The sequence below is a fragment of the Microcoleus sp. Pol11C3 genome (genome assembly GCF_036701485.1).
In the GTDB taxonomy this organism is placed as follows: Bacteria; Cyanobacteriota; Cyanobacteriia; order Cyanobacteriales; family Microcoleaceae; genus Microcoleus.
This window is the reverse complement of record NZ_JAUBQW010000132.1, coordinates 1-17,997: the sequence shown is the minus strand read 5'-3', so window position 1 is coordinate 17,997 and position 17,997 is coordinate 1. Positions and strand designations below refer to the sequence as shown.

Genomic DNA, 17,997 nt, shown 5'->3' with positions numbered 1-17,997 from the left:
TCTCTATTTTCAGCGCGGCTTCTTGGCTCTATCCTTTATGCAGCAAGCATTATAGGTACGTTGTCACCCGCTAAGTAAATCTGAGCAGTTTCTCTATTATTGCTGAAAATGAGGTTTTTAGGACAAATCGATCGCCCTGAGATCCCTGATTAACAGCTTCAATTAACCAACACATATACAAAAAAATCCCCCGCCAGAAGGCAGGGGATTTGATTTAATTACCTACAAAACCAGACTTCGGAATTATCCGAATTTCCCGGCTGTCGAGGCAATTACAAAGGCCGCGTAAGTGAGGACGTTGCCCACAGTAAAGTGAACTAAGCCAACCAAACGACCTTGGACGATCGACAAAGCAACAGGCTTGTCTTTCCAGCGAACCAAGTTAGCCAAAGGAGTGCGCTCGTGAGCCCAAACCAAAGTCTCGATCAACTCTTGCCAGTAACCTCTCCAAGAGATCAGGAACATGAAACCAGTTGCCCAAACAAGGTGTCCGAATAAGAACATCCAAGCCCAGACTGACAAGTTGTTAGTACCATACGGGTTGTAACCGTTGATCAACTGAGAAGAATACAGCCAGAGGTAATCGCGGAACCAGCCCATCAGGTAGGTAGAAGACTCATTGAACTGAGCCACGTTACCTTGCCAGATGCCCAGGTGCTTCCAGTGCCAGTAGAACGTTACCCAAGCTAGGGTGTTCAACATCCAGAAAACAGACAGGTACATCGCGTCCCAAGCAGAGACATCGCAAGTACCGCCACGGCCGGGGCCGTCGCAAGGGAAAGCATAACCGAAGTCTTTTTTGTCCGGCATCAGCTTAGAACCGCGTGCATCCAGAGCGCCCTTGACCAAGATCAAGGTGGTGGTGTGCAAGCCTAGTGCGATCGCGTGGTGAACCAAGAAATCGCCAGGTCCGATCGCCAAGAACAGAGAATTAGTACCGCTGTTGATCGCATCCAACCAGCCTGGGAGCCATACGTTGCCGTAGTTCGGCCAAGCGGTAGAAGCAATACTGTCAGGGTTAGACAACAGCACGTCCATGCCGTAGAGAGCTTTTCCGTGAGCAGCTTGGATGAACTGTGCGAACACTGGTTCAATCAAGATTTGCTTTTCAGGAGTACCAAAAGCTACTACAACGTCATTGTGAACGTACAAGCCGAGAGTGTGGAAGCCCAAGAACAGCGACACCCAGCTCAAGTGAGAGATAATCGCTTCTTTGTGCTGCAACACGCGATCGAGCACGTTGCCTTTGTTTGCTTCAGGATCGTAGTCCCGCACCAAGAAGATAGCTCCGTGGGCGAAAGCGCCGACCATGATGAATCCAGCAATGTACTGGTGGTGGGTGTAAAGCGCAGCCTGAGTCGTGAAGTCCTTACCTATGAAAGCGTAGGGAGGCATCGCGTACATATGCTGTGCTACCAGGGAGGTAATTACGCCCAAAGCAGCGAGGTGAAATGCCAGTTGGAAGTGCAGCGAGTTGTTGTAGGTTTCATACAAGCCTTGGTGAGGCAAGTTGAACTGCCCTTCACTCTTGCCGCCGACCAAACCAGCTTTAGAATCCAACATCTCTTTGATGCTGTGACCGATACCGAAGTTAGTCCGGTACATATGACCGGCAACGATAAACAGAACTGCGATCGCCAAGTGGTGGTGAGCGATGTCTGTCAGCCACAGGGATTCTGTTTGAGGGTGGAAGCCACCCAAGAAAGTCAGAATTGCGGTTCCCGCGCCTTCGGAAGTACCGAAAACATGGTTCGCTGTATCTGGGTTCTCGGCGTATACGCCCCAGTTACCACTGAAGAACGGAGCCAAACCAGCCGGGTGAGGCGGGGTTGACAAGAAGTTGTCCCAACCTACGTGCTGTCCGCGAGATTCGGGGATAGCAACGTGAACCATGTGACCAGTCCAAGCCAAAGAGCTGACACCGAACAAACCAGCCAAGTGGTGGTTGAGGCGAGATTCAGCATTTTTGAACCAAGACAAGCTAGGGCGGTACTTGGGTTGGAGGTGCAACCAACCTGCGAACAGGAAGACAGCGGCCAGCAGTAGCAAGAAGATAGCTCCTTGATACAGGTCGGCGTTTGTCCGAATCCCTTGGGTGAACCACCAATGGTAGACACCAGAGTAAGAGATATCCACCGGGTTAGAAGCGCCCCCTTGAGTGAAAGCTTCTACAGCAGGAGCGCCGAATTGCGGGTCCCAAATCGCGTGAGCGATCGGGCGGACGTTTAGAGGGTCTTTAATCCACTGTTCAAAGTTACCTTGCCATGCTACGTGGAACAGGCTGCCCGATGTCCACAAGAAAATGATTGCTAGGTGGCCGAAGTGAGAAGCAAAAATCTTTTGGTAAAGATTTTCTTCGGTCATGCCATCGTGGCTTTCAAAGTCGTGTGCTGTGGCAATCCCGTACCAGATCCGCCGTGTGGTCGGGTCTTGGGCAAGGTCTTGGCTAAATTTTGGAAATTTCGTTGCCATAAGCCTTGATTAATCCTGAATCCTGAACAAAATTGAAGGGATTCGGTTCGGAGTTTGGATTCAGGGTTTGAGATTCCTCCCAAATCCCGAATCCAAAACCTAGGGGTAGTTTACCCTACCGAAATGATTCGCGCTAGGAAAAATGCCCACGTAGTGACAATTCCTCCTAGGAGGTAGTGAGCTACACCCACAGCCCGACCCTGAATAATGCTCAGAGCGCGAGGCTGAATCGACGGAGCTACCTTGAGCTTGTTGTGAGCCCAAACAATCGACTCAATCAGTTCTTGCCAGTAGCCGCGGCCGCTGAACAGGAACATCAAGCTGAAGGCGAACACAAAGTGTCCGGCTAGGAACATCAGACCGTAGGCCGACAGTGCCGAACCGTAGGACTGAATCACCTGAGAAGCTTGCGCCCAAAGGAAGTCCCGCAGCCAGCCGTTAATCGTGATCGCACTTTGTGCGAAGTTGCCGCCAGTAATGTGAGAAATTGTGCCGTCTGGCGATACTGTTCCCCACACGTCCGACTGCATTTTCCAGCTAAAGTGGAAAATCACGATCGAGATGCAGTTGTACATCCAGAACAAGCCTAGGAACACGTGATCCCAACCAGAAACTTGGCAGGTGCCGCCACGGCCAGGGCCGTCGCAAGGGAACCGGAAGCCCAAGTTACCTTTGTCAGGAACCAAGCGAGAACTGCGTGCAAACAACACGCCCTTCAATAGAATCAGGACTGTAACGTGAATTGTGAAAGCGTGGATGTGGTGGATCATGAAATCCGCCGTACCCAACTCGATCGGCATCATCGCTACTTTGCCGGCGACTACTACAGCACCGCCGCCAAAAGCGTGGCTAACGATTTCCGTAGCATTAGGCGCTGTTGTGCCCGGAGCCAAGGCGTGGATGTTTTGCACCCACTGGGCAAATATCGGACGCAACTGAATCCCGGTATCCGAGAACAAATCTTGAGGACGACCGAAAGCCCGCATCGTGTCGTTGTGAACGTACAGACCGAAGCTGTGGAAGCCCAAGAATATACAAACCCAGTTCAGGTGGGAAATGATCGCATCTCTATGACGGATCACGCGATCCAACAAGTTGTTGACATTTCCAGCGGGATCGTAATCCCGAACCATGAAGATTGCTCCGTGAGCGGCTGCTCCAACAATCAGGAATCCGCCAATCCACATGTGGTGGGTGAACAGGGATAGCTGAGTCGGGTAGTCGGTCGCGATGTACGGATACGGAGGCATCGCATACATGTGATGGGCGACGATGATGCTCAGAGAGCCCATCAGTGCCAAGTTAATCGACAGTTGCGCGTGCCAAGAATTAGTCAGGATTTCGTAGAGACCTTTGTGACCTTCACCAGTGAAGGGGCCTTTGTGGTTCTCTAGGATTTCTTTCATGCTGTGGCCGATGCCCCAGTTCGTCCGGTACATATGACCAGCGACGATGAACAGCACTGCCAAAGCTAAGTGGTGGTGTGCTGTATCAGTCAGCCACAAACCGCCTGTGGTGGGGTTCAGACCGCCTTTGAAGGTCAGGAAGTCTGTGTATGCGCCCCAGTTGAGGGTGAAGAAGGGGGTTAAACCTTTAGCGAAACTCGGGTAGATGTCAGCCATCAAGCCCGGTGTCAAAATCCACTCGTGCGGCAGGGGGATGTCGGCAACTGTTTTGATCAGCTTGCCGCCGACTGTCAGCGGTGAACCTGCATCGATCGCGTCCATGCAAGCATTGATCGGCAGAGCAACGTGAATTTGTTGTCCTGCGAAGCCCAAGCACCCGCAGCCTAACAAAACTGCCAAGTGGTGGTTCATCATCGATTCCACGTTCTGGAACCATTCCAGTTTCGGAGCGCGGACGTGATAGTGGAACCAACCGGCAAACAGCATCAAAGCTGCCATTACCAGGGCGCCGATCGCAGTGCAATATAGCTGGTATGAGTTAGTGATGCCGTTGGCGCGCCACAGTTGGAATAGACCAGAGGTGATCTGAATCCCATGAAAGCCGCCGCCTACATCTGCATTTAAAATTTCTTGACCAAAAATCGGCCAGACCACTTGAGCGCTGGGCTTGATGGCTGTAGGATTTGTCAGCCAAGCTTCGTAATTGGAAAATTTAGCGCCGTGGAAATATGCGCCGCTCAACCATACGAAGATTACTGCCAAGTGGCCGAAGTGAGCGCTAAAGATTTTGCGCGAAACGTCTTCTAAGTCACTTGTATGACTGTCAAAGTCGTGAGCGTTAGCGTGGAGGTTCCAAATCCAAGTGGTGGTTTTTGGCCCCTTAGCTAGAGTGCGATCAAAATGACCGGGTTTTGACCACTTCTCGAAAGAAGTTGGAACCGGATTTTTATCGACTACTACCCTAGCTTTTACCTCTCGCTCTGGAGGACTAATGGTCATGAAGACTCTCCTCTCGGTAAGACAAGGAACGAGAACTGAACACTGTACCGGACACTCCCCACGCTTGATTAGGCGGGGGATTCTCGAAAAAGCCGACACTTCACTGCACTTTACTCTTTGCAGAGCTAGACGCAGGTGCATCGTCTCCCCAAGCATTTTGCTTCTGTGAAGAAGCCAGTTTCCCAGTGTCGCTAACAATGTGACTGGGTACTGCCAACTCTTCTCGGCAGATGAGCCGCCGATCGCGTCCTTGATTCAGACTTGATACGGCTGCTCCTTTTGAGGGAGTTTTATGAATTATAAGCTTGCTAGAGGAGTATTAATCGCTTGTTAACAATACTTAAAAAAGGCTCAATTCTTGATGTAATAACGCCTTTAAATCCCACAGTCCCTCAAAAAAGTCAAGGGGTACTGCCATTAACTTTACAAAACTCAAAGATAAAGTAATTTAGGAATACTCATTTGTAGATATATGTTTTGGAAAAAGGCTGCGGGAATTAAGAGTGGGAGAGGATGGGTTGCCCGCTGCTGCCTCATTCCGGGTTCCTACGCGACTTTGGAATTCGTGAGTCGCATTCCCCAATACTAAATTCATTTTTGGGCTATAGTTCCCTATGAGAAGGCTTCTAGGAGTATGGTTGCGTGATTGGGATCAATTGGCACAGAACGGTTGCGGGCAGGCTGCTGGCATTGTTCGCAGCAGCAATATTAATTTTGGGTTTAGCAAGTTGTGGCGCGGGCCATCCCGAATTGCCCAAATCAGGGAACAAGAGCGGCTCAGCTACCGCCCCAGTAAACAGAATCTCAGAGGTTTCTCCCCCAGAAGCCATTCAACAACTGCGTCAGGCTCTAGAAATCTACCAGCCTCAAATTAGTATTTTGAATCCAAAACCTGACGAAGTGCTTCAGGATATAAATGTGTCTGTTCAGTTCCAAGTGAAGGACTTGCCCATTTTCAAAGATGCAAACTTGGGTTTGGGCCCCCATCTGCAGGTTTTATTAGACAACCAACCTTATGCAGCAGTTTACGACATCAACCAACCTTTAACGCTCTCCGACTTAGAACCCGGAACCCATACCCTGCAGGTGTTCGCCGCTCGCCCGTGGGAAGAAAGCTTTAAAAACGAAGGTGCCACGGCTCAAACCACCTTTCACGTTTTTACCAAAACAGAGGACAATAATCCCGATCGAACATTGCCCTTATTAACGTACAACAGCCCCCAAGGCAGCTACGGGGCAGAACCCATCCTGCTCGACTTTTACTTGACAAATGCCCCCCCGCACGAAGTGGCGCAAGAAAATTCCCAAGATGAAATACTCGATTGGAAAATTCGAGCCACAGTCAACGGCCAAAGCTTTGCGATCGACCAGTGGCAACCTATATATCTTAAAGGATTCAAACCAGGGAAAAACTGGGTACAGCTAGAATTAATTGACGAACGGGGAAAAATTGTCAAAAACGCCTTTAATAATACAGTCAGACTGATAAATTTCCAACCGCTCGGCCAAGATCCTCTTTCAAAATTAGTGCGGGGCGAACTAACAGCCACAGAAACTCGCGGTATAGTCGATCGCACCTACCAACCCCCCCAGCCGACACCAACCCCAACCCCCGAACCGACACCGACACCTGCATTAGAAAAAACACCAGTTGTCCCACCCTCACCAGCGGTTCCAGAAACCCCTGTTACGCAACCGAGCTTAGAGCCAACAGTCGCTCCCGAAGTTGCTCCTATTCAAGTAATAGAACCGACACCAACAGCAACCCCGCAACTCGAAGCGCCGAAAATTGTAGAACCAATTCAAGTAATAGAACCGACACCGACAGCAACCCCTCAACTCGAAGCACCGAAAATTGTAGAACCAGTTCAAGTAATAGAACCGACACCGACAGCAACTCCACAGTTAGAAACCCCGACAGTTGTTGCTCCAGTTCAAGTAATAGAACCGACACCAACAGCATCTAGCCAACCAAAAAAACAGGAATATAAAGGATACTACAATCGGTTCCGCAACTTCTTGCGTCAAGAACCCGAACCTGCTAATCCTTCAGAGCCACCAACCCTGCCCGAAATAACAGGAAAAGCTCCAGTACCAAAAGTAGTCGCTCCTGCGATACCAGAAGAGTCTCCCAATCTTGTACCGCCAACCCCACCTGTTGCCGCTGAGACTCCTAGCCAGCAAACCAGCGAATTAGCCCCTCCCGAAACAACCGTTTCCGAACCCGAAAATCAGCCCAAATCCGAACAAAAAGTCGAATTTGCCACCTAAAAAAATCTTTCTGGGTTTCTTTGTGGCATGGGCGTCCCGCCCGTGCTCCATCTGCGGTTAAAAATTAAAAATTAGGACACTCAAAAATGACCTACCTCGAAACAGCAGCCAAATTCTACAGCGATGTTGCCGAAACACCCCAAATCGGACTTTGCTGCGTCCAAAGCAGTCCCTTGCAATTGCCAGGATTAAAAATTCCCGAACAAATGCAAGAAATGAATTACGGCTGCGGCACAACCGTTCACGCCGCCGAACTTGTCGGCAATCCATTCGTGCTTTATGTAGGCGTCGGCGGCGGCTTAGAAGCACTACAATTTGCATATTTTTCTAGACACAAAGGAGCGGTTATTGCCGTCGATCCGGTTTCAGCAATGCGAGACGCGGCTGCACGAAACTTGCAAATAGCCGCCCACGAAAATGATTGGTTTGATGCGAGTTTTGTGGAAATTATAGAAGGCGATGCTTTTGCGTTGCCGGTGCCGGATGCTTCTGTAGATGTTGTCGCACAAAATTGCTTGTTTAATATCTTTGAACCTGCGGATTTAGCTAAGGCATTAAAAGAAACCTATCGGGTTTTGAAACCGGGTGGCAGGTTGTTGATGAGCGATCCGATCGCAACTCGCCCCATTCCGCAACATTTGAAGGAAGACCAACGCTTGCGGGCCTTGTGTTTGTCCGGCGCTTTGACATACGCAGAATACGTTCAACACCTTGTAGACGTAGGTTTTGGGCAAGTCGAAGTGCGGGCGCGCCGTCCTTACCGGCTGCTGGACAAACACAATTATCAATTGGATGCGGATTTGCTGTTAGAAAGCCTAGATTCGGTGTCTTTCAAAGTGGATGTACCGGATGACGGAGCTTGCATTTTCACTGGCAAGACGGCGATTTATGCGGGGTCTGAGGAGCTGTTTGATGACGGGGTAGGTCACGTTTTGCAGCGGGGAGTTCCGGCGGCGGTGTGTGATAAAACGGCTGGGAAGTTGGGTGGATTAATGCCCGATAAGGTGTTAATTACTAATTCGACTTGGCATTATAACGGCGGCGGTTGCTGTTAAATTTGGTTGGAATGGGGGAGGTAGCTTTCACCGCAGATATACCTCTTTCAACTCTTTCTGCTGATAGTTATCTCTAGACAGTGCCTGATGAAAATTATCATAGGAGTTATTGTATGAGTTTGAGCGATTTTTTAAAACCTCTGAACCCTGATGATTTTAGAGATATGATGCGAGATGTTTGTTGCAAGGGACATCGAGAGCGTCAAACTCTCAATCAAATTCTATTATTCCTAGATTGTATAATTGACGGTGTAGGATTTGAGCCAGTCATTTATGAAATGATCCAAGACATTACTCTAAAAACAGGGGAATGGTTGAAGGCAGATAGAACGACAATTTTTATATTCGATCAAGAGCCAAATGAACTGTGGGCTATTGTAGCTAAAGACGAAAACGGCAAAAATTTAGAGATCAGATTTCCCGCTAATCAGGGCATTGCGGGAGAAGTAGCCACGGAGAAAAAAGTGGTAAATATTCCCTATGATTTCTATGATGACCCACGTTCTGTCAAGGTCAAAAAATTTGACGAAAGAACAGGATATCGCTGTTATACAATGCTGGCGATGCCTCTGCTCGATGAAGGAACAGGCGAGTTAATGGCAGTAGTCCAACTGATTAATAAACTCAAGCCGAACCACAAAGATTATGATACTTTAGGCGAACAGATTGACAATGTAGGGTTTACTCAAGCAGACGAACAAGTTTTTAGAGAATTTGCCTCGTCCATTCGCTTAGTTGTAGAGTCGTCCAAATCTTTCTACGCCGCAAGTCAAAGACAACGGGCCGCGACAGCGCTGATGAACGCCGTCAGCGCTCTTTCTCAGAGCAGTCTAGACTTAGATGATACCTTGAAGCGGGTGATGGATCAGGGCCAAGAACTCATGAACGCCGATCGCAGTACCCTGTGGCTGATCGATGAAGATAAAGATGAACTCTGGACGAAAATCCCGTTCGTCGGCGACCTTAAAGAAATTCGCATACCCATAACAGCCGGTTTTGCAGGCATCGTCGCCCAATCCGGCGAACCGCTGTTGATTCCCTTTGACCTGTACGACGACCCCCGCACCGCCATGTCCAAAGAAGTAGACAAAAAAATCGGCTACCGTACTTGCAGTATGCTGTGTATGCCAGTGTTTAATGCAGACCACAAATTGATTGGTGTCACCCAATTAGTTAATAAAAAACGACCAGGAGAATTCCCCTCCTACAACCCGGAAGATTGGCCTCACGCCCCCGAACAGTGGAAAGCGAGTTTCAATCGCAACGACCTGGAATTTATGAAAGCATTTAACATCCAAGCAGGAGTCGCCCTGCAAAACGCTATCCTGTTTTCCGAGGTCAAACAACAAGAAAACAGACATAAAGATATAGTGCGATCGCTCCCTAATGGTGTCATCTCCACAGATGAAAAAGGTAAGGTTATTACCGCTAACTATCGGGCTAAACAATTGCTAGGTGGCCATCAAGAACTCGTAGAGGGTGTACCTTTGGGTGATTTAATTAAAATCGACAATGATAATTTTAGTCAATGGTTAAATGCGGCTTTGTCACCAGAAGGCGATCGAGATAGAGAGCAATATTACCCCAATCTGGTTCTAATGCCATTGCAAGGAGAACCCCAGAATATAAATCTGTGGGTTAACTCGCTCGCAAGTGCGATCGACCCGAATAAAATTAACGGTGTATTGGTTATTTTGGAAAATAGCAGGGAAAACCAAGGATAAAATTTGAGAGAAGCAAGAAGACTATATTGTTGGTGAACCCGCCCTGGAAGCCATATATTAATTAGCTTGGTATTTTCGGACATAACCTAACTATTCCTACTTACCAAGCTATAAGCTGAACTTGAGGCGCGACTGATTCCCTGCAATACTGCCTGATTAGCCTTTGGGCATTTTCCCTGTTTTGTCCTGTGTATAAATTGTAAACTACTTCCTCATCTTGAGAGGAGAGATATAACAAACCACAGTTTTTTACCCGCGAGTAAATTAAGGGAACTTTGGCAAACTCAAGTAAAGTAGCTTTTTTGCGATCGCGCTCTCTCGCTTCTGGGCTATCGTGGTACTGAGACTGAAACTCTACTACTACGCAAGGATTGTAGTTCAAGTCTGTAATTAGAGCATCCACAGCACTGGGGCTAAATAAAAACTTTTTTAGTTCCCACTCAAGGTTGCTGACTTGTTCGCAAATTTGGGATAAGCCAACCTGTGTATGAATTTTATAGTTGTTGTCTACACAGGTATCAAGGAACTCAAGCATTCTTTCTTCGTAAGGGTTGACCAGTCTTTTGGCTTTGACAGACATTATTGTGCCTCCATGAGAATTTTTGCAAAGTGACCCAGGAACTCTTCTAGAACTTCAGTTGAACTGATAGAAACCTGCCATGCGTAGGGAAAGAGTTTATCGGAATTAACTATTAGAGAAGATTGGTCATCGCTTAAAGTATCTGCTTTAAATTCACCCATGATTTCGATTGGAAAAAGCGTTGGATCGTAAGAATTTAGGTAAATATCTCCTTTAGTCTGGTATTCCATTTTTAGTCTATATGACTCGAAAAGAGGCAGAGGCCCAACCTTTTCGCTCATGTAATTAAAAAAAATGTCTCTCTTACTAGGTAATATCCAATAACGGGCTATTAGTGTTTCATCTATAACCTGTTCTTCTTCCAAGTCAACATAACACTTAATTGTGAGTAGATATGGTTCTAATATGTCTTGGGGAATAGAAATACATAAACCCTCTTTCCGCTGAGCTAAAACAAGTTGATAGCGCTTATCTCCTTTCCTCGGGTTTTTAAGTCTGTATCCTATATATTGAGAGGTTCGCTTTTCCTCAAACTTGTCATAGAAACCAAGTTGCTTGAGTAAACTCACAGCTAAAGACATCAAATCTTCGCCGCCTTCAATCACTTGAATATTGGTTGAAATCAGGCGGGGTACGCCGTTTTCTATCTCAAAACGCTGGATGACATCGTAGATAATTTTAGACATAGGCTGATTCCTAAAAACCTTGGCTAAGGTTCCTAGACATAGCTTAAGCTTGCCATCCCGGAATGTCAAGCATCTTGGCTAAGATTTTTAGATGTTAATTACAGAGGGATTTTTTGAGTATTTATACGCAACAAGGACAGTGAGGCCCGATCGCCTCCCTTGCCCTCCTCTTGTGCCACAGCCATCTTGCCTGTACCCAAAAGCCCTCGCTTAACCCGCTTTTTCCCCATCCCGCCAAACTTCTCGCTAAATTAAAGAAGTGTAAAAATCATTCAGGCCCCCACCAAGGAGATATCCATGCCTCGCGTCAGAGCACCAGAATTCCCAGCCAACTACCCCTGGTTAAACACCGAGAAACCTTTATCCATTAAATCTCTAAAAGGCCGGGTCGTCCTCCTCGACTTCTGGACGTACTGCTGCATCAACTGCTTGCACGTCCTCCCAGACTTAAAATACCTCGAACAAAAATATAAAGATTCCCTCACGGTTATCGGCGTTCACTCGGCTAAATTTGAAAACGAAAAAGAAGTAGAAAACATCCGCCAAGCTATCCTCCGCTACGATATCGAACATCCCGTAATCGTTGATAGCGGCATGAAAGTTTGGCAAAGCTACGCGGTTCGCGCTTGGCCGACTTTAATGGTGATAGATCCTGAAAGTTATGTTGTCGGCTTTGTTTCCGGCGAAGGCAATAGAGAAGCACTTGACGAGTTAGTTGGCAAGTTAATTGCTGAATACAAAGATAAAAATGCACTCAACTTTAAACAACTCCGTTTTAGCTTAGAAAAACAACGCAAACCTGTATCAACACCGCTGGCTTTTCCCGGTAAAGTGCTGGCATTTGCGATCGCTGCAACGGAGGCAAAACATCTTCACCAACAGGTCGCGCTTTTGGGCGAAATGAGTCAGGAAAATGAATCTGTAGATGAAACTGTATTGCCCGGGCCTGCTAATTCAGTTATACAAAACTTAGTCGGTTCTTGCTTATTTATTGCCGATTCCGGCCACAATAGGATTGTTGTCAGCACCCTCGAAGGTGAGGTGCTGCACGTCATCGGTAGCGGCAAACCGGGTTTAACTGATGGGGACTTTGAAGAGGCTGAGTTTTTGGCACCTCAAGGTATGGCTTTTGATGCAGAAAGTCAAATTCTATATGTTGCTGATACGGAAAATCATGCTCTCAGAAAGATTGATTTTACGACTCAACGGGTAGAAACTGTTGCTGGTACGGGCGAACAAAGTCACGAAATTGCTCCCCGCAGCGGCAAGGGTTTAGAAACGCAATTGAATTCGCCTTGGGATTTAGAAAGAGTTGGAAATAGACTTTTTATTGCAATGGCGGGTTCCCACCAAATTTGGGAAATGCAGTTAGACACTGGCATGATCGGCACTTATGCGGGTATTGGTCGAGAATCCTGTGTTGACGGGAATCTTGCAGAATCTGCTTTTTCTCAGCCCAGTGGCCTAGCTACCGATCGATCGGAGTTGTTTGTTGCCGACAGCGAAATTAGTTCGATTCGTGCTGTGGGTATAGATGAAGACCCGAAGGTTCGCACTGTTTGCGGTAGCGGTGAATTGTTTGGTTTTGGAGATAAAGATGGTCGCGCTGATGAGGTAAGGTTGCAGCACTGTTTGGGTGTTGAATACGCTCAAAATTACCTCTGGGTGGCTGATACTTACAATCACAAAATTAAGCGAATCGACCACCGGGGCGGTACGTGCAGAACAATGATTGGAGATGGTACAGCAGGTTTGGTTGATGCTAAAGGCCTCAAGGCTCGATTTTTTGAACCTTCAGGGTTGAGTGCGATCGCGTCTCACTTGTTTGTTGCTGATACGAACAATCATGTAATTCGGAGAGTTGAGTTGGATACGCTGGAAGTGACAACTTTGGATTTCCCGAATTTGTGCCCTCCCGATGTTTGTTTGCCTGATTAAGCCGATCGACTTTTTTTACTTCAGGCACGGTTCTCAATTCTCCTGATTGCCAGATTGATTGTGGTAACGTAGGGTGCTCTTCGGCGCACCTTACCACAATTTTCAAGCCAAGTAAGTTACCCTAATTATGCGCGGCGAGTGCAGTGCCTCACCCGCAATTCACTCCTGGATGCAGAACCTCTATTTTTAGGGTGTACGGCCCAAGAACACCTAACCGATACAAGTATCGCGAATTAAATAATTTACACAAGTTTGTGGGGTGTCCCGCCCGCCCTTTCTGGACGGGCGGGACGCCCATCCCACAAGAACCATCACGCATTGTAATTTATTTAATTCTCATTCCTAAGTAGAACGCCAAACCACTTTTTGCGTCTAGGACTGAATTACTAAATGTGGTTAATTCCATCGCTACTAAAACCGCGATCGCCAGTATTAAATAATCCCAAAAATCCTCGCCCAAATCTAAAATTCCGAATAGCTCAGCAGCCGCACTATTTTTTGATCATCGTTCAATTCGCCGACAATTCGTCGCACGGGTTGCGGCCAGATTTTAATCAAAGTAGGAGTTGCTGAAATCTGATCGGCCTCAGCTTGTTCGGGATGTTTCAAAACATCAATTACTTTTAAAGTGTAGGGACGATCGAGGCATTGCTCTAAAAACTGGTGTAAAGTTTTGAGGGTGCGTTCGGTGCTGGGGTTGCTGCCGGAAACAAACAGACGCAAAACGTACCCTTGAGTTTGTGGCGGTGGGGTGAGTGCTGTTGGTTTGGGAAGCCGAGTCTGCTGCGATTGCGGAAAGCCCAAGGGAGTTACGATCGAACTGCTCCAGTCCGATCGAGCTTCGGGGCTGGCATACTGTACAACTAAGTCGTGATTTTCCCAAAGTTCGGGGAATTCTTCGTGATAAGTAGCAATCGCCATCGGTTCGCACATTTCTTCGCTCCGGGGATGCCACACTAAGTCGCCAGTCCCAAAAATGGCGTTCAGCAGCGTTTGATGTCGCAGCACGGGGGGGTAAGCCTCGGCAGCGACCCGCACCTGCCGATCGCCTGGATCGAGCCAGGAGTCAACGGTTGCCGTGTAGCAAGGTATCAGAAAATGCGGCGGTTCCGACAAACCCAGGAGTTCCTGAAGAGCTACGCACAACTGCAAATGCCACCGAGTTTGCTTGCGGGGGTCTATGCAATAGATTAAGTCTCCCCCTGGTGTAAACAGCGCAATGCCTTTGAAAATTTCTGGCAAAATCGGGCGATCGACTTTCAATTCAGTACACCATTTAAAGTTAACAGTTAACAGTTAACTTTTAACTGCTAACTGTTAACACTCCACCTTTAGACTCGACCGCGAAGCATCTGAGCCATTTCGTTCGGGAACGGCGAGTTCTCTACACAAAGTTCTTCAGTAATCCGACCTTCTTGATAAAGACCGTAGAGCGACTTATTCATCGTCGTCATGCCTTCATAAGTATCTTTGATCATGATTTGATTGATTTCCTCATTCTGCCCCTTCAGAATGTATTCCTTAACCACGTCGGTATTGATCATAACGTCGTGGAAAGCAGCCCGCTTTCCGTCTGTGGTTTTACACAGCAGTTGAGCAATAATCGCCACTAGGGATTCGGAAATTGAAACCCGTATGGCATCCTGTTCTTCCGCCCCGAACATATCCAGAATCCGGTTCAGGGTCTTAACCGCACTGTTGGTGTGCAGGGTTCCTGCAACTAAGTGACCGGTTTGAGAGGCTTTGAGGGCGATTTCCACCGTCTCTCTGTCCCGAATTTCTCCTACTAGCAGCATATCCGGGTCTTGTCGCAGAGCGCCTTTGAGAGCGCTCATAAACTTGAGGGTGTGCCTGCCGACTTCCCGATGCTTAATCAAGGATTTTTTGCTTTCGTGTACGAATTCTACGGGGTCTTCGATCGTGATGATGTTGTAGGCTTTATTCTTATTGATGTAGTCGATCATCGCAGCCAAGGTGGTAGACTTACCCGAACCTGTCGGGCCCGTTACCAAAATCAGCCCTTTGTGGTAGCCGCATATTTTCTTAAAAACCTCCGGCAACTTCAATTCCTCCATTGTCAATATTTTCGCAGGAATTAACCGCAGCACCATCGCCGGGCCGGCCAAGGAGTCCATGCAACTGATCCGGATGCGGACGAAGCCGAAGTCGAAAGCGCCGTCAAAGTCTAGGGTTTTTTGGAAAATTTCAATTTCTTCATCGCTCATGCACTCCCGCAACCAGCCAAAAAACGTATCTAAATCTGTTGGTGGATAGCCGATGTCGGCAATCTCGCCCCGCGTGCGGAAGCGGGGAACTTCGTTTACTCCGAGGTGAAGGTCGGATACTCCTTCTTCTTTGGCTCGGATTACTAGCTCTTTCAAACTCGGAACTCCGCCGCTGCTAGAGCTCGGGCCTTTAGGTGTGGCGAAGGATTGCGGCGCTGGTGCGGGAGGCGCTGCTGGTGCTGCTGGTGCCGGGGGCGGTGCTGGTGGCATTCCTGCTGCTCTGGGGGGCATCCCGGGAGCTGGAGGGCGGGGCATTCCTGGCGGTGGGGGGGCTCCGGGTACGGGCGGGCGAGGAGCTGGCGGATGCTGTTGTGTCATATGCGCTACCTTAAGTTGGTGAGAAGGCTGACTCGAACAGATGATTTGTGGGAGTTGAACAATGCCGATCGCCATTGTGCGTCTCTTGCACAAAAGCTTAACTGTTGTTCTCAGTCTATCCCAAGAGGAGGTCGTAGTGCTGCACTACTAAGGAAATATTCTGCCAATTGGAGGATGCCATCACTCTCGATATATGATCAAATATGGATTTTTGACTTTTTTGGATAAATTTCTTAAGGAAAAGAGTTTGCCGCAACTCAACAGTATTAAATTATACTTTGCCCAACTATTAAGGAGTTAAACGGATGAATTCTGTCGATCGGGCTTTTACTCCAGCTTTGGATTTGGCGAAGTCGATCCGCACCCTGGAAGTGTCGCCTTTAGAAATTGTCAATCTGTACTTGGAACGGATCGATCGATTAAACCCTGAGCTTGGCAGTTATTTTACTGTAACGGCCGAGCGGGCGATCGCCCTAGCTAAATCTCAAACCGAAAAACTAGCTGGGTTAAACAAGCCACAGGAATTGCCACCTTTTTTCGGAGTGCCGATCGCCATTAAAGACTTAACACCAGTTACCGGCGTTCCCTGTACCTACGGGACTCAGGCTTTGCTGGGTAACATCTCTGCCTACGACGAGTCAGTAGTATGGCGGATCAAAGCAGCGGGATTTAACATTCTGGGCAAAACAGCCACCTCTCAAATTGGCTCATTACCTTACACCGAACCCAAAGGTTTCCCACCCGCGCGCAATCCCTGGAATTTAGACTATACGCCCGGAGGTTCCAGCGGAGGCTCAGCGGCCGCTGTAGCAGCGGGTTTGTGCGCGATCGCCCAAGGTTCAGACGGCGGCGGTTCGATCCGAGGCCCAGCTTCCTGCTGCGGTTTAGTGGGCATTAAACCATCGCGGGGGCGAGTTTCCTGGGCACCTGTCGGAGATTACCTCAGCGGCATTTCTGCCAACGGCCCACTGGCGCGCACTGTAGCTGACGCGGCCGCACTTTTGGATGTAATGTCAGGCTACACAACAGGCGATCCGTACTGGCTCCCAGATTCAAATCCGACATTTCTAGAGGCTTCTCGTCAAGAGCAGGGCAAACTGCGAATCGCTTTTTCTACCACTATTTCCCCTGTGGGCGAGGCTTCGGCTACCTGTCAGCAAGCGGTACTCGAAACCGTAAAATTATTGACTGATTTGGGTCACGATGTCGAACCTGGATGCCCGGATTTTACGGGTTTAATCGAACCCTTTATCGCAATTTGGCAGTCGGGGGCGGCTGCAAGTGGTATTCCAGGCCCTGCTTTGGAACCGATGAATCGCTGGCTGTTAGAAAGAACTATTTCCGCTGGGGAATATTTGCGGGCGGTGAATCAAATGCAGGTTATTTCACGGCGGATTGTGGGGTTCTTTGAAAAATTTGATGTGTTAGTTTTGCCCACTTATATGCACTCCCCCATCCGGGTTGGGGAGTGGGCGGATTTGAGTTTTGAAGAAACTTTGCAGCGCATTATTAATTGGGTTGCTCCTTGTCCACCGTTTAATGCTAGCGGTTTGCCTGCGATCGCACTTCCTGCCATTTTAGATAACAACGGTTTGCCCGTGGGAATTCAAATTATCGGGCGGCCGGCGGCGGAAGCAACTTTAATTGCTTTAGCGGCGCAGATGGAAGCGGCGAAACCTTTCCCGGTTTTAGATTTTAAATAGACAAGAGCCAGGGATAAAAGCACGTTTCCCTTTTTTATGGGTATGCCAAATCAGGACTTGTGCGCGGCGAACAAGAAATCCGGTTTTTGGCAGAAATTTATAGTCAGCCAACCCATATTTTACCAAGAAACCGGGTTTCTCCCGCCCAGTCCAACTTACAGCACTTCCGGATGTTATGAGGTACAGTAGCAGCAATTAATAAACCAGTTTTTGAGATGTTTCGGATTAATTAAATCAAGAGCCACAGCAATTATGGTGTCAACCATTTTAGTGGTGGTTGGCGAAAACTGGATCAATAAAGATTTAAGTTGCGACCACCATAATTCAATCGGATTAAAATAGGCGTGAGTATGGGGAAAAACATAAAATAGAAGCACCCACAGATTCAATCATTGATTTAATTGAATCTACTTTATGTGCGGGTAAGTTATCCATCACTACTACGGCTCCCGACCACAATTGTGGCACTAAACATTTTTCTATAAATATAGTCATTTCAAATAAATGTGAGACAGAGGCAAGATCATGATAAAATCGATAAAAATAGTTAATTAGAAAAA

Annotated in this window: 10 protein-coding genes and 2 pseudogenes; 5 read left to right on the top strand and 7 right to left on the bottom strand. The window is 47.9% G+C overall.

The window, feature by feature from the left end; translation table 11 throughout:
* Positions 1 to 243: 243 nt before the first annotated feature.
* Together psaB and psaA are read right to left on the bottom strand one after the other, a co-directional pair.
* Positions 244 to 2,472 carry a photosystem I core protein PsaB gene (gene psaB, locus QUA40_RS23090; RefSeq protein ID WP_333130181.1) on the bottom strand — a complete coding sequence of 743 codons (2,229 nt, stop codon included), beginning with the start codon at positions 2,470 to 2,472 and terminating at the stop codon, positions 244 to 246.
* 110 nt (positions 2,473 to 2,582) lie between these two features.
* Positions 2,583 to 4,877, bottom strand: coding sequence for a photosystem I core protein PsaA (gene psaA, locus QUA40_RS23085; protein ID WP_333130179.1), 2,295 nt, complete (start codon positions 4,875 to 4,877; stop codon positions 2,583 to 2,585).
* A 642-nt stretch (positions 4,878 to 5,519) separates the two neighbouring features.
* On the opposite strand from psaA, the gene QUA40_RS23080 reads away from it, so the two are divergent.
* From QUA40_RS23080 to QUA40_RS23070, 3 genes and pseudogenes are all read left to right on the top strand, one after another.
* Entirely contained in the window at positions 5,520 to 7,148 is a 1,629-nt protein-coding gene (locus tag QUA40_RS23080) for a hypothetical protein (protein WP_333130177.1), read from the top strand.
* An 86-nt stretch (positions 7,149 to 7,234) separates the two neighbouring features.
* Complete coding sequence (gene arsM / locus QUA40_RS23075; RefSeq protein WP_333130175.1) at positions 7,235 to 8,203, top strand: arsenosugar biosynthesis arsenite methyltransferase ArsM; 969 nt, start codon at positions 7,235 to 7,237, stop codon at positions 8,201 to 8,203.
* A 116-nt stretch (positions 8,204 to 8,319) separates the two neighbouring features.
* Positions 8,320 to 9,906, top strand: a pseudogene (locus QUA40_RS23070) (GAF domain-containing protein); the annotation flags it as partial.
* A gap of 121 nt (positions 9,907 to 10,027) precedes the next feature.
* On the opposite strand, the gene QUA40_RS23065 reads toward QUA40_RS23070, so the two are convergent.
* Positions 10,028 to 10,507 carry a DUF2726 domain-containing protein gene (locus tag QUA40_RS23065; protein WP_333130170.1) on the bottom strand — a complete coding sequence of 160 codons (480 nt, stop codon included), beginning with the start codon at positions 10,505 to 10,507 and terminating at the stop codon, positions 10,028 to 10,030.
* The gene (locus QUA40_RS23060; RefSeq protein WP_333130168.1) at positions 10,507 to 11,193 is read right to left on the bottom strand and encodes a hypothetical protein; all 687 of its coding nucleotides are present in this window, start codon (positions 11,191 to 11,193) and stop codon (positions 10,507 to 10,509) included. The genes QUA40_RS23065 and QUA40_RS23060 overlap by 1 nt, the downstream gene beginning before the upstream one ends.
* 297 nt (positions 11,194 to 11,490) lie before the next feature.
* Here QUA40_RS23060 and QUA40_RS23055 point away from each other — a divergent pair, with 297 nt between their 5' ends.
* Entirely contained in the window at positions 11,491 to 13,131 is a 1,641-nt protein-coding gene (locus QUA40_RS23055) for a thioredoxin-like domain-containing protein (RefSeq protein ID WP_333130166.1), read from the top strand.
* 462 nt (positions 13,132 to 13,593) lie between these two features.
* Here QUA40_RS23055 and QUA40_RS23050 read toward each other — a convergent pair whose 3' ends face one another.
* The gene (locus QUA40_RS23050; protein WP_333130164.1) at positions 13,594 to 14,394 is read right to left on the bottom strand and encodes a circadian clock KaiB family protein; all 801 of its coding nucleotides are present in this window, start codon (positions 14,392 to 14,394) and stop codon (positions 13,594 to 13,596) included.
* Between the two features lie 68 nt (positions 14,395 to 14,462).
* Positions 14,463 to 15,734, bottom strand: a complete 1,272-nt coding sequence (locus QUA40_RS23045; protein ID WP_333130183.1) for a type IV pilus twitching motility protein PilT — start codon at positions 15,732 to 15,734, stop codon at positions 14,463 to 14,465.
* A 305-nt stretch (positions 15,735 to 16,039) separates the two neighbouring features.
* Between QUA40_RS23045 and QUA40_RS23040 the strand changes: the two genes are divergently transcribed.
* Positions 16,040 to 17,437 carry an amidase gene (locus QUA40_RS23040; RefSeq protein ID WP_333130162.1) on the top strand — a complete coding sequence of 466 codons (1,398 nt, stop codon included), beginning with the start codon at positions 16,040 to 16,042 and terminating at the stop codon, positions 17,435 to 17,437.
* Positions 17,438 to 17,770: 333 nt separating this feature from the next.
* Here the strand turns inward: QUA40_RS23040 and QUA40_RS23035 are convergent.
* Positions 17,771 to 17,997: pseudogene (locus tag QUA40_RS23035) on the bottom strand (hypothetical protein); the annotation flags it as partial.

Coding starts and splice junctions, on each gene's coding strand:
- psaA (WP_333130179.1), bottom strand. CDS start 4,877: ATGACCATTAGTCCTCCAGAGCGAGAGGTAAAAGCTAGGGTAGTAGTC.
- QUA40_RS23040 (WP_333130162.1), top strand. CDS start 16,040: ATGAATTCTGTCGATCGGGCTTTTACTCCAGCTTTGGATTTGGCGAAG.
- psaB (WP_333130181.1), bottom strand. CDS start 2,472: ATGGCAACGAAATTTCCAAAATTTAGCCAAGACCTTGCCCAAGACCCG.
- QUA40_RS23045 (WP_333130183.1), bottom strand. CDS start 15,734: ATGACACAACAGCATCCGCCAGCTCCTCGCCCGCCCGTACCCGGAGCC.
- QUA40_RS23065 (WP_333130170.1), bottom strand. CDS start 10,507: ATGTCTGTCAAAGCCAAAAGACTGGTCAACCCTTACGAAGAAAGAATG.
- QUA40_RS23055 (WP_333130166.1), top strand. CDS start 11,491: ATGCCTCGCGTCAGAGCACCAGAATTCCCAGCCAACTACCCCTGGTTA.
- arsM (WP_333130175.1), top strand. CDS start 7,235: ATGACCTACCTCGAAACAGCAGCCAAATTCTACAGCGATGTTGCCGAA.
- QUA40_RS23060 (WP_333130168.1), bottom strand. CDS start 11,193: ATGTCTAAAATTATCTACGATGTCATCCAGCGTTTTGAGATAGAAAAC.